Source organism: Chitinophaga sp. W2I13 (assembly GCF_050434005.1).
In the GTDB taxonomy this organism is placed as follows: domain Bacteria; phylum Bacteroidota; class Bacteroidia; order Chitinophagales; family Chitinophagaceae; genus Chitinophaga.
This window is the reverse complement of sequence record NZ_JBNPWD010000001.1, coordinates 5989927-6003319: the sequence shown is the minus strand read 5'-3', so window position 1 is coordinate 6003319 and position 13393 is coordinate 5989927. Positions and strand designations below refer to the sequence as shown.

The following is a 13393-nucleotide window of genomic DNA, read 5'->3' as shown; positions in this document are numbered from 1 at the left end:
TAAAAGCACTAACCCATGTGCTTCTTTTTATAGTCTCCTTATTCAAATCGCTATTCATGACAGTATCCCGATTCAGATACCTGTTTGATCGTTACTATAGCCGGCAATACACACCGGAAGAAAAAAAGGAGTTTATGCTCCTGATGGAGCAATCAACACATGACGAAGAACTTAAAGAACTACTCGATGAACTGCTCCTGCAGGCAGATGAGGACAGCAGCGCCATGCCGGACGATACCGCCGCCAACATGCTGCAACAGATCATGCAAACCAGCAACAGCGAGCCACAGCCGGCCCCTGTGCGCAGGATAGCAGTATGGAAACGCGCGGCCGTAGCCGCCTGCGTGCTCGGCGTACTCGCACTGGCTGGCTATAAACTATATGTGAAAAGCAGCGCCGTTAATACGGCCGTTGCCAGCAACCACGCTCCTGCCCGTAAAGAGGAACACGCCCGCCTGGTACGTGGCGATGGCGCGGTGATCGACCTGGAACAACATAAAGATGAAGCAGTAGATGTGCAATCCGGCGTATCCGTTGCCCGCAAAGGCAACACCCTTGCCTATAACAGTAGCGCCACCATCACGCCTACCATCAATACCCTCTATACTAATAAAGGTGGTACCTACCAGTTAATATTACCCGATGGCACCAAAGCATGGCTCAACGCCGCCTCTTCCATCCGTTTCCCCACCGCATTCACCGACAGCACCCGCGAAGTAACCATCCAGGGAGAAGTATATTTTGAAATAGCGCATCAGGCCAGTCAGCCTTTTATTGTAAAAGCCAACAACATGAAAATAGCAGTACTGGGTACCCACTTTAATGTGATGGCATATGAAGAAGAACAAAACATCTGCACCTCCCTGCTGGAAGGCGCCGTAAACATCATCAGCGGAAATACCGTACGGCAAATGAAACCCGGCCAGCAGGCGCTCGTAAACCGCGATCATCATGGTATCAGCATCAGTAATGCTGATGTAGAGGCAGCAATCGCCTGGAAAGAAGGCCGCTTCGAATTCAATGGTAACATCAAAAGCATTATGCGCGAACTGGCCCGCTGGTACGATGTGCAGTTTATCTATGAAGGCGAGCTGACAAATAAAGCGTTCGCCGGCACCTTCTCTCGCCACGACAGCCTGAAAGATATTTTGCAACAACTGGAATTAACCGGCAGTATTCATTTCAACATCAACGATAAAACAATTACAGTAAGTCCTTAACACCACGCGCATTTTTAGTTATGAAAAAAGAAATAAGTCAGCCAAAATCAACGACAGCTTAACATTTAAAGCTATTTACCGGCAGTGAATAATTACCAGCGGCCTGCTCGCACTGGCGTAGCTATGCCCTTATGTTCCTGTTACGTTATCAACCTTAATAACATGCTAAATCGCAGTAAAAAATGATGCAAACTTCTCTGAAAGTCCGCCATAACTGGTGGCATGTTTCATCGAACCAAAAACTATTATGCTTTATGAAACTAACCTTTCTGCTGCTGCTCGCCGCCGTTCTCCAGGCCCACGCCACCGGCTATGCGCAGCCCGTTACGCTGCACGTAAAAGCAGCCCCCCTCACGGAAGTGATTAAATCTATCAGGAAGCAAACCGGGTATGTATTTGTATTTGACCTGCAAATGGTGGAAAATGCCAAACCGGTTAACTGCTCACAGGACAATGTACCCCTGGAGCGCCTGCTGGACGACATCTTCCGGGACCAGCCTCTCACCTGGACCATCGTTAAAAAAACAATTATCCTTAAAAAGAAACCCCTCATCGCCTCCACCGTTCCCACCGGCACGGTGCGTATAAAAATAAAAGGACAGGTAACGGAAAACAGCGGCACCCCCATGGTAGGCGTATCCGTTGTTAATAAAACATCCCGCACCAACGCCCTCACCGACGAACTGGGTATCTTCACCATAGAAGCCAATGTGGGCGATAGCCTCCTCTTTACCATGATCGGTATGCAGCCGCAAACAGTACAGGTAAAAAACGACAAACTCCTGAAAATAACGATGCAGCAAAAAGTATCGGATGTAGGTGAAGTGGTGGTGGTAGCCTATGGCACCCAGAAAAAAACCAGTATGGTGAGCGCGGTAACCAGCATCAATCCAAAAGAACTGAAAGGCCCTACCAGCAATCTTACTACCATGCTCGCAGGCCGCCTGTCTGGTGTAATATCCTACCAGCGCAGCGGGGAACCCGGCAGGGACAACGCCAGCTTCTTTATACGCGGTATCACCACTTTCGGCACCGGTAAAGTGGATCCGCTCATCCTCATAGATGGAATGGAATCCAGCACCAACGACCTCGCCCGCCTGCAGCCGGATGATATCGCCGGGTTTTCTATTCTGAAAGATGCCACCGCATCCTCCCTCTATGGCGCCAGGGGCGCTAACGGCGTGGTATTGGTAACGACCAAATCCGGCGTGGAAGCAAAAACATCTTTTAATGTACGCTTCGAAAACTCCATCTCCAGCAATACCCGCAACTTCCAGTTTGCAGACAACATCACCTATATGAAACTGGCCAATGAAGCCGTGCTCACCAGGTTTCCGCTGCAGGATGTTCAATACTCCCAATCTAAAATAGACCATACTGCCGCCGGCGATGATCCGCTGCTGTATCCGAATAATAACTGGATCGAACAACTGATCAAAGACTACACCGTCAACCAACGCACTAACTTCAACCTGAAAGGCGGCGGAAAAGTAGCCCAGTTCTATATTGCAGGTACTTATAACGTCGACAATGGCGTGCTAAACGTTGATCAGCGGAATAATTTCAACAGCAACATCAAACTAAAAAACTATTCGCTCCGCTCCAACGTAAACATTAACCTCACCCCCACTTCGCAGGCAATTGTACGTACCTACGGCCAGTTCGATGATTATAACGGACCAGTAGGCGGCGGCGCAGGGCTCTTTTCACAAACTATATGGGCCAACCCCGTAATGTTCCCCGCTGTTTATCCCGCCAGCTATGCACCGCAATTAAAACATCCATTGTTTGGTAACGCCATCAAACCAGGCTCCCCCAGCCTGCCCGGCAACGGAAGTAACCTCTATAATAACCCTTACGCCAACTCCGTTTCCGGTTACCAGCAATACAACACCTCTACACTGCTGGTACAACTGGAACTGAAACAGGACTTGAAATTCCTGCTTCCCGGCCTCACCGCGCGCATGATGGGTTATACAGAACGTTACTCCTACTTCGATGTAACGCGCAGGTACACCCCTTACTTTTATACCATGAGGTATGATCAGTTCACAAAAGAACCGGTGCTCACTTCACTCAACACCAATGGTACCGAATACCTGGGCTATGAACCCGGCAATAAAGTGCTGAACACTACGGCTTATATGGAAGCTGCGGTTAACTACAACCAGCAGTTCAATAAAGTACATAACGTGTCCGGTATGCTCATCGGCCTGGTACGCAACTACCTCACCGCCAACGCCGGTACACTGCAAACATCCCTGCCACACCGCAACCAGGGCGTGTCCGGCAGGTTTACCTACGACTACGACAGCCGCTATCTTGCAGAATTTAACTTTGGATACAATGGCTCCGAAAGATTCGCCAGCAACCACCGCTTTGGATTCTTCCCCTCCGCCGGTATCGCCTGGAACCTTCAAAACGAAGCGTTCTTTAAACCATTCTCCAAAACAATCGATAAACTGAAACTCCGCGCCACCTACGGACTGGTAGGTAACGACCAGATCGGAAATGAAGACGACCGCTTCTTCTACCTGTCGGATGTAAATATGAACGACAATTCCAAAGGCGCCTCCTTCGGAGAAAGAAGAAGCTACTACCGCAATGGCGTATCCGTGAACCGTTATGAGAACCGCGACATCACCTGGGAAAAATCATACAAAACAAACCTCGGTATGGAGGTCGGCCTCTTCAACGCCATGAACATCACCCTGGACGTATACCAGGAAAACCGGAAAAATATCCTCATGACACGGAGTACCATTCCCAGCACCATGGGGCTCAATGCCGCCACACAGGCAAACGTTGGCGAAGCCTCCGGTAAAGGCGTGGATCTCTCGGTCGACTATACGAAAAGTTTCAACAACAACTCCTTCGTACAGTTCCGCGGTAACTTCACCTACGCTACCAGCAAGCTGCTCGTAAATGAGGAACCCATTTACCCGGAAGAATACCGCTCGCGGGTAGGACATCCCCTTTCCCAAAGCTGGGGTTATATTGCAGAACGGTTATTTGTAGATGAACAGGAAGTAGCCAATTCGGCCTACCAGAACTGGGGACAGGCAGTAATGGGCGGAGATATCAAATACCATGATGTAAACGGCGACGGGCAAATCAACAGCTCCGATGCGGTGCCCATCGGGTTACCTACCACACCGGAAATCACTTATGGCTTCGGGTTTTCTTTTGGTTACAAACAACTGGACCTTAGCTTTTTCTTCCAGGGATCTGCCCGTTCTTCCTTCTTTATCAGCTCTTACCAAATTTCACCGTTTGTGCTGAACGAAGGCGGCCAGCATGGCCTGTTACAAGCCATTGCGGATGATCACTGGAGCGAAAGTAACCGCAACCTCTACGCCATGTGGCCACGCCTCAGCGACTACTTTGTGAACAACAACAATCAAACGTCTACCTGGTGGATGCGCAGCGGCGACTTCCTCCGGTTAAAATCCCTCGAAATGGGATACACCTTTTCCAAACGCCTGCTGGACCGCGTACACATGACCAACGCACGCATCTACGCCAACGCCTCCAATCTTTTTGCGATCAGCAAATTTAAAACCTGGGATCCCGAAATGGGAGGCAACGGGCTTGGCTACCCGGTACAAAGGGTTATTAATATGGGAATAACCCTGGGACTTTGATTCACCGCTTAACTGTGCAAATATGAAACATACCAATACGCTCAATATACGCCGGTACCTGCAATGGTGCGGATTATGCATACTCCTTTTCTCTGCCGCTTCCTGTAAAAAATTCCTTGATGTAGTACCCGACAACGTGGCTACTATCGACAACGCTTTTACCATGCGCGCAGAAGCAGAAAAATACCTCTTTACCTGTTACTCCTATCTTCCCAACAGTGCGGACCTCTCCACGAATCCTGCCCTCGTGGCCGGCGACGAATTCTGGATGGTACGCCCTTACAGCACCAGCGAAACACCCTGGCAGGTGGCACAGGGCTTCCAGAGCGCCAACAACGTGTATATGTCCACCTGGGGATGGTATTACAAGGCGCTGCGCGACTGTAACATCTTCCTGGAAAATATCCATAAAGTGGTAGACATGCGCCAGAGTGAAGTAGACCGCTGGAGTGCAGAAGTGATGTTCCTTAAAGCATATTACCACTGGCTGCTGCTCCGCCAATACGGCCCCGTTCCCGTGATCCGGTACAACCTGCCCATTTCCCAGCACCGCCGAAGAAACTAAAGTGCCGCGCGAACACGTGGATACCGTATTCAACTATATCTCGCACCTGCTGGACACCGCCGCAGCCGGGTTGCCGGAAATTATTGCCGACAGGTCTACAGAACTGGGACGCATCACCAAACCGATTGCACTCGCCATCAAAGCGCGCATATTGGTAACCGCTGCCAGCCCCCTGTACAACGGCAACATCGATTACACCGCTTTCAAAAACGCCAACGGCGTACCTTTGTTCAATACCGCCTTCGATGCCAACAAATGGAAAGTGGCCGCCGATGCGTGTAAAGCAGCCATCGACGCATGCGAACGCACCAGCATGCTGCTCTATACCTTCAGCGAGCTGGGGGTAACGTTGTCGGATACACTCACCCGGCAAATGTCTATCCGCAACAGCACCTGCGAACAATGGAACCCGGAAATCATCTGGGCTAATCCCAGTGTAAACACCTATGAAATACAACGGCAGGCTATGCCCCGCCTTGATCCTGCCCGCATAGGCAACGAATCGGTACTCGGCAGCCTGGCGCCCACCATGAAAATAGCAGAGCAATTTTATACCGACAAAGGCGTGCCCATGAACGAAGATAAAACCTTCGACTATGCCGGTCGCCTGAAACTCAGAACAGCCGTGAAAGCAGAGGGAGAACTCATACAGGAAGGATATACCACCGCCGCCATGCACTTCAACCGCGAGCCCCGCTTCTACGCAGATCTCGCATTCGACGGAGCCATATGGATGATGCAAAAGAAAATGTTCCATATAGAATCCAAAGCAGGTCAATGGCAAACACGGAAAAATATTTACGATAATAACACTACCGGCTACTTCGCCAAAAAACTGGTGAACTGGAAAAATGAAATCCTCGAAGGACAGGGCCTCTTTGTAGAAACCCACCCCTGGCCGGAAATGCGACTCGCCGACCTGTACCTGCTGTACGCAGAAGCACTGAATGAAGCAGAAGGCCCGCAACCCGCAGCTTTTACCTACATCGATAAAGTACGGGCCCGCGCAGGATTACCAGGCGTACAAGCCGCATGGACGGCCTACTCCAGGCAACCCGGAAAATACCAGACCAAGGAAGGTTTCCGCCAGATCGTTCAGCAGGAAAGACTAATAGAACTCGCCATGGAAGGCGCCCGCTTCTGGGACCTCCGCCGCTGGAAAAAAAGTATGGAAGAACTGAACAAACCGGTTACCGGCTGGGATGTGGACCAGTCAGATCCCGTGTTCTACTACCGCGTAAGAACCCTGTACCGGCAAACATTCCAGACCCGCAATTACCTCTGGCCGCTGGAAAACTGGGACCTGCTCAACAATCCAAAACTGGTGCAGGGCTTTGGATGGTAATCTTTCATTTACTAAAAACGCACAACATGAACATCAATAAATATATCCTGCCGCTTGCCTGCTTACTGCTGGCAGCCGCCTGCAAAAAAGAAACACATGAGCCGGTAAATACCTCCGGAGAAAAACCTGGCGTCATTACAAATCTCAGCGTTACCAATATGCCAGGCGCCGCAAAAATTACCTACAGCCTGCCCGACAACAAGGATATCCTGTATGTAAAGGCCGTGTATGATATCAGGCCGGGAGAGAAACGCGAAATAAGATCCTCTTACTATAATAACTTCCTCGTGGTAGATGGCTTTGGCGACTCCGCCAGCCACGAAATAGCCCTGTATGTGGTAAGCCGTAATGAAACAGCCTCCGATGCAGTAAAAACGACCATCAAGCCGTTGTCGCCGCCCATGCTGATTGTACGCAAATCACTGGAGATAAAAGCAGACTTCGGCGGTATCAACATCAGCTTTAAAAATGATACCAAAGCAGATATCGCCATCGTTGCACTCACTACCGATTCCCTGGGCGCATTCAGCTCGTCGGATGTTCATTATACCAAACTCGAAAATGGCAACTATTCCATCAGGGGCTTCGCAGCAGAAAAGAGAAAGTTTGGATTTTTTGTGAGAGACCGATGGGGCAACCAATCAGATACCCTTATGCAGGAACTGACGCCCATCTTTGAAAAACTGCTGGATAAAGCAAATTTCAGGGAAGTGAAATTACCGGGAGATGTGGACTACGGCTGGGGCCTGCCTATCCCCAACCTATGGAACGGAACATTATGGCACTCGGCAGATAAACTCGACGGCATGCCCATGTCTATCACGTTCGACCTCGGCGTAACGGCGCAACTGAGCCGCATCACCCTGTGGCAACGCCCCAATGAATGGATCTACCTGCAGAACAACGTCCGCAAGTTTGAAATATGGGGCTCCACCAATCCCGCCTCTGATGGCAGCTGGGACAGCTGGACCCGCCTCGTGGAACATACTGTAATCAAGCCTTCCGGCTTGCCCGTAGGACAAAAAACACAGGACGACATAGACGCCAGCATCGCCGGCGAACAAATGACCGTACCACTGGATGCACCACGCGTAAGGTATATCCGCGTGAAAATACTCCGTACCTGGACCGACGGCGGATACGCCGCCAACATCCAGGAAATGAAGTTCTGGGGTAACGACAAATGATGATCATCTACCTAAAACAAAATTTATGCGCATCCTTCATTCTATCATATTATATAGTGTACTGCTGACAGCCATCAGCGCCTGCACCAAACAAAGCGATTATAAAAAATACCTGGGCAACGGTGAAATCCTTTACACCGGTAAAGCAGATTCCTTGCTGGTACATTCAGGCCGCAACCGCGTACAGCTGTCGTGGCTCCTGATCTCCGATCCAAAGATCAGCCGCGCAAAAATCTACTGGAACAACCACAAGGACTCCGCTATGCTCGATATTAAACGCACCAGCGGCGTAGACACCATCCGCTACGTTATCAATAATCTCGAGGAACGGGCCTATACGTTTGAAGTGTATAACTTCGACCGCGACGGCAACACCTCCGTAAGATCAGAAGCCACCGGTTTCGTATATGGTAGTTTTTATGAAGATGCCCTGCTGACCAGGGCCTTCAGCAACGCGGAAATGAAAGACGGCAACGCGGAAATAAGCTGGGCCAACATCGACACCACCGGCGGTATCATCGGTATGCAACTGCAATACACCACCGCCGACAATGTAGCACATGACACCGTTATTGCCGCAGAAGCGGAAGGCCAGGTAACCGTTCTTAACAACTATCTTTCCATGAGCACCTTCCGTTACCGTACCTTGTACATGCCGGATAAATTGTCGGTAGATACCTTTCACACCCCGTATGAAACAAAAGGCGTAAAAGAGAATATCACAGCAACGTATATACGTAACCCGGGCAACCCTTTCGTACTGGACGATACCAAACCGTTTAGCGGCCGCTTCGGACAGGTGAAAGACTGGCAATACAACGCGGAAGCATCCAGGAACGGTACCTATGATAATATCGACGGCACCGGCAGGCTCACCATGTGGATCTGGGGCAACGGCCCTATCACCAACGGCAAAATTTACCAGACCATTACCCTGCCGGCAGGTGAATACCGCTTCGAAGCAGCCGTCTCCAATATAGATAACACCCTGGAAAACACCTGGCTGTTAGTAGCCCAAGGCAACGCCTTACCGGATGTAGACCAGGTAAATACGGCATTGGGCGCAGCAAGGATTGTAGACAACAACAACAAATACGCCTCTGTTGCCTTCACGCTAACAGCCACTACCACCGTAACCTTAGGATTCACCGGCACCTTTTCCAATCCCGCGGAACAAACCATCCGGATAAGCAACGTATTACTGATCAGAGATAAATAGCAATTGCATCATGAACAAACAACTTAGGAAATTAGGGATCATCCTGCTGTTATGCAGCCCACTCATCACCCTGCAGGCGCAGGAAAAAAAATGGATCGGACATGAAACACCCGCCGAAAAAGAAAAACGCATGGCCTGGTGGACACACGATCGCTTCGGTATGTTCATCCACTGGGGACTGTACGCCATGCCCGCCCGGCACGAATGGGTGAAACATAACGAAAGACTTACCAACGAACAATACCAGAATTATTTCGACTTATTTAACCCCAACCAGTTTGATCCGAAATCCTGGGCAAAGCGGGCAAAGGCCGCGGGCATGAAGTACGCCGTACTCACCACCAAACACCATGAAGGCTTTTGTCTGTTTGACTCCAGGTACACCGATTATAAAGCCACCAACACCAAAGCCCACCGCGACCTGGTACGGGAATTTGTAAATGCCTTCCGCGCAGAAGGCATCAAAGTAGGGTTCTATTACTCGCTGATCGACTGGCACCATCCCGATTTCACCATCGATGGCGTACATCCGCAACGGGTGGAAAACGGCGCCGACAGCACCTACGCACGCCTCAACAAAGGCAAAGACATGAACAAATACCGCCAGTATCTCCGCAACCAGATCACGGAGCTGCTTACCCAATACGGCAAAGTGGATATCCTCTGGCTCGACTTCTCCTATCCCGGCAAAAACGGGAAAGGCAAAGACGACTGGGACGCGGTAAATCTCCTGAAAATGATCCGCAAACTGCAACCCGGCATCATCGTGGACAACCGCCTCAACCTCGAGGAATATGAAGATGGCGCCGACTTCCTCACCCCCGAACAGGTAAAGGTGGAAGAGCTGGCACAATACCGCGGCAAAACATGGGAAACCTGTCAAACCTTCTCCGGCTCATGGGGCTACTACCGCGATGAAAACTCCTGGAAAAGCACCCACCAGCTGCTGGAACTTCTCATCGGCTCCGTAAGCAAAGGCGGTAACCTCATCCTCAACGTAGGCCCCACCGCCCGCGGCCTGTTCGACTACCGCGCACAAAGCGCCCTCGGCAACATTGGCGACTGGATGAAAGGCAACAGCGAATCCATCTACGGCTGCACCTACGCACCGGAGACTTTCGAAACGCCCAAAAACACCATGCTCACCTACAATCCCACCACCAAAAGATTGTACGTACACCTGCTGGAATACAACAACCGCCTCCAGCTACCGCAATACAAAGGCAAAATTAAATATGCCCAGCTGCTGCACGACAACTCAGAAGTAAAATTCACCACTGATGGCAACAACATCACACTAAACTTGCCTGACAAACAACCCAACGTGGAAATCCCTGTGGTCGAGTTGGTCCTTAATTAGCAGGGTGCAGCGAGGGTTGTCTTACTCAGGATTAAACTTATTTCACTGATTACGCTGATTTGATCACTTTGTGATTTTAACAGATTCGGGGAGATATAAGCGGATATTTTCGCTTATATCTCCCCAATCATTTTAAATCAAAAAAACAAAATCCAAAAATCAGTATAATCAGCGTAATCAGCGAGTAAGACAAAATCCGCGTCTCCGCTTTTATCTCCCCGAATCTGTTAAAATCACAAAGTGATCAAATCAGCGTAATCAGTGAAATAAGTTTAATCCTGAGTAAGACAACCTTCGCGTGGAATTTATTATATTTAGTTCATGAAGAAGTATATTTTCCCTGTCCTCACGGCCGCTGCATTGCTGGCTGGCATGGCTAACGCGAATGCACAAACGCGCAGCCTCTTTAACTTTAAGGACCTCAGTGGGTGGCATATTGATGTTCCTGCCATGGATAAAGATCCGAACGTGAAAAGCCCGTTCATTGTAAGGGACGGCGTTTTCGTAAGCCTGGCTAACCCACAGGGGCACATTATTACCGATGCCAGTTACGAAAACTTCCGGCTGGAGGTGCAATACCGCTTCCCGGCCAAACCAGGCAACTGCGGTGTACTGGTGTTCGCTTCTACGCCACGGGTATTATATGATATGTTCCCGAAGTCCATCGAAGTACAATTGCAAAACCAGGATGCCGGTGATTTCTGGTGCATAGGTGAAGATATCACCGTACCGGATATGGAAAAACGCAGGGGACCGAAAAGCGAATGGGGAGCTGTAGATGGTAAAAAGCGCCGCATCATCAACCTCACCGATGGCTCCGAAAAAGCATTGAAGGAATGGAACACGATGATCGTGGAATGCGTAGGCAACGCCATTAAAGTATGGGTAAACGGCGACCTGGTGAACTATGGCACCAATGCTACTGCCAGCAAAGGACAAATCGCCCTGCAGGCGGAAGGTTCTGAAGTGGAGTTCCGGAAAGTGGATCTCACGCCTATTACTGCCTTCTCCAAAAAAGGACATTGATATGAAATCAGTGGAAGTGGGCGTAGTTATTTCTGCGCCTGGCGCTCCGCCTTTTCTTTTTCTTTCTGTGCTTTTCTTTCCCGCTTTGCCTGTTTCCGGAAATAACCGCGGAACAGGAAGTTGTTCCGTAAGGCCAGCATATTGGTATCCAGTTTCTGGGTACTGCTTTCGAGGTTATAGATCGTTTCTTTAAAGGCATCCGCCAGCAGGGTGTCCTTTAAAAGCATGCCCACCGGCGCTTCCGGATCATCCAGGTTGGCCCGCACTCCTGCACTGGCCTGCCGTAGCTCCTGCACGGTTTGATTGGCGTTGAGCGCTGCGCTGTTCATTTCGGTAACGGCTGCACGAAGTTGCGCAAATACCACCGTATCCGTTACCAGGTCGTTGGACAATACGCCCTTGGTTTGCAGCTTGGCCGCATATAAAGATAAAGCCCCGGTGAGCCTGCGGGTATTTACCACCGCGGCATTCAAGCCGGCCATGGTGGCATTCAGATCTTTGTAAACAGTATCGTCGGTAATCAATTTCCCTAAAGTGCCTTTCCCGTCTACAATGCCTTTGGTGATCACTTTCAGGTTGTCGGTGATTTCCACCAGGCTTTTATTGTTTACCTGCAAGGTACTCATAATTTCTTCGGTGCTTAAACCGCTGACCACATGCAGCTGATCGCCGTTTTCTATTACCGGCATGTTGGGCGTACCGCCAGTCAGCATCACGATCTTATTACCCATCAGGCCCTCAGAGCTGATACGGGCCTCTACATCTTTATGGATAAACTCCTGCGAGCTTTCATCGATATTCATCAACACCAGGATCTGGTTGGTTCTCACAAAACTGATCTTTTTCACCGTACCGATCTTTACACCGGAGTACAGGATATTGCGGCCTACGGACAACCCGTTCACATCTTTAAAATAAGCCTTCACCTGGATGGACTTGCTGAATAGTTTCTGTTGCTTGCCCAGCATCATCACGGCGGTTACAAAAATGGCCAGCCCCACAAATACAAAGATGCCTACAATGACAGCGCGTTTTTTTCCTGCTTCCATAACTTACTGTATAAAATTATAGTCGTAAAAACTTTTAATAAGTCCGTCCTTCTCGTTAAATACTTCTTCAAAACTTCCCTGCCGTATAAATTTCCCTTCATCCATCACTGCTACCCGGTCGCCCACTTCCTTGGCACAGGTAAGATCGTGGGTAATAATAATAGAACTGGTATTGAATCTTTCCTGCACAGCGATGATCAGTTTGTTCAGCTCCATGCTGGTAATAGGGTCCAAACCAGCAGTGGGTTCATCATACAGCATAATTTCCGGCCGCAGGATGAGGGTACGGCCAATGCCAATTCTTTTCTTCTGGCCACCCGACAGCTCCGACGGCATCTGGTTAATGGTTTCCGGTAGCCCGATGGCTTCCAGTACAATGTCGATCGTTTTCCGGATCTGCTCTTTGGTCATATCGCGCTGATTACGTTTCAGCGGAAAGGCCAGGTTTTCCCCTACCGTCATGCTATCATACAGGGCGCTGCTCTGAAAAGAGAACCCCACCTTCAGCCGCAATGCACGCAGCTCGGCTTCTTTCAGCTGATCCACCTCTTCCCCCAATACATTCACAGTACCTGCGTCTGGTCGCAGCAGCCCGATGATAATTTTTATCAGCACCGATTTACCGGTACCGGAACGACCCAGCACGACCACATTTTCGCCTTTATGAAGATCCAGGTCGATTCCCTGTAGTACATGCTTCTCTCCAAAAGACTTATAAAGGTTCCGGATACTGATCACGGTTTCATTCATATCTATCTGGTGACCATTTGTTTTCATG

General features: G+C 49.8%; 10 protein-coding genes. 8 read left to right on the top strand and 2 right to left on the bottom strand.

Annotation, left to right across the window (positions count from 1 at the left end):
- Positions 1-56 precede the first annotated feature (56 nt).
- From QFZ48_RS24715 to QFZ48_RS24680, 8 genes are all read left to right on the top strand, one after another.
- Positions 57-1220 (top strand): FecR family protein, encoded by a 1164-nt coding sequence (locus QFZ48_RS24715; RefSeq protein ID WP_429064174.1) that lies wholly within the window; start codon positions 57-59, stop codon positions 1218-1220.
- 254 nt (positions 1221-1474) lie between these two features.
- Positions 1475-4864, top strand: a complete 3390-nt coding sequence (locus QFZ48_RS24710) for a TonB-dependent receptor (protein ID WP_429048634.1) — start codon at positions 1475-1477, stop codon at positions 4862-4864.
- A gap of 22 nt (positions 4865-4886) precedes the next feature.
- The gene (locus QFZ48_RS24705; RefSeq protein ID WP_429064172.1) at positions 4887-5429 is read left to right on the top strand and encodes a RagB/SusD family nutrient uptake outer membrane protein; all 543 of its coding nucleotides are present in this window, start codon (positions 4887-4889) and stop codon (positions 5427-5429) included.
- A gap of 16 nt (positions 5430-5445) precedes the next feature.
- Positions 5446-6774, top strand: coding sequence for a RagB/SusD family nutrient uptake outer membrane protein (locus tag QFZ48_RS24700; protein WP_429064169.1), 1329 nt, complete (start codon positions 5446-5448; stop codon positions 6772-6774).
- 26 nt (positions 6775-6800) lie between these two features.
- On the top strand, positions 6801-7961 hold the full coding sequence (locus QFZ48_RS24695) for a DUF5000 domain-containing lipoprotein (protein WP_429064166.1): 1161 nt from the start codon (positions 6801-6803) through the stop codon (positions 7959-7961).
- A 25-nt stretch (positions 7962-7986) separates the two neighbouring features.
- The gene (locus QFZ48_RS24690; RefSeq protein ID WP_429064164.1) at positions 7987-9180 is read left to right on the top strand and encodes a DUF4998 domain-containing protein; all 1194 of its coding nucleotides are present in this window, start codon (positions 7987-7989) and stop codon (positions 9178-9180) included.
- 10 nt (positions 9181-9190) lie between these two features.
- Entirely contained in the window at positions 9191-10540 is a 1350-nt protein-coding gene (locus QFZ48_RS24685; RefSeq protein ID WP_429064162.1) for an alpha-L-fucosidase, read from the top strand.
- Between the two features lie 321 nt (positions 10541-10861).
- Positions 10862-11566, top strand: a complete 705-nt coding sequence (locus QFZ48_RS24680; RefSeq protein ID WP_429064159.1) for a 3-keto-disaccharide hydrolase — start codon at positions 10862-10864, stop codon at positions 11564-11566.
- 26 nt (positions 11567-11592) lie between these two features.
- Here QFZ48_RS24680 and QFZ48_RS24675 read toward each other — a convergent pair whose 3' ends face one another.
- Both QFZ48_RS24675 and QFZ48_RS24670 read right to left on the bottom strand, forming a co-directional pair.
- Complete coding sequence (locus QFZ48_RS24675; RefSeq protein WP_429048644.1) at positions 11593-12615, bottom strand: MlaD family protein; 1023 nt, start codon at positions 12613-12615, stop codon at positions 11593-11595.
- Between the two features lie 3 nt (positions 12616-12618).
- Entirely contained in the window at positions 12619-13392 is a 774-nt protein-coding gene (locus QFZ48_RS24670) for an ABC transporter ATP-binding protein (RefSeq protein WP_429048646.1), read from the bottom strand.
- Position 13393: the final 1 nt, after the last annotated feature.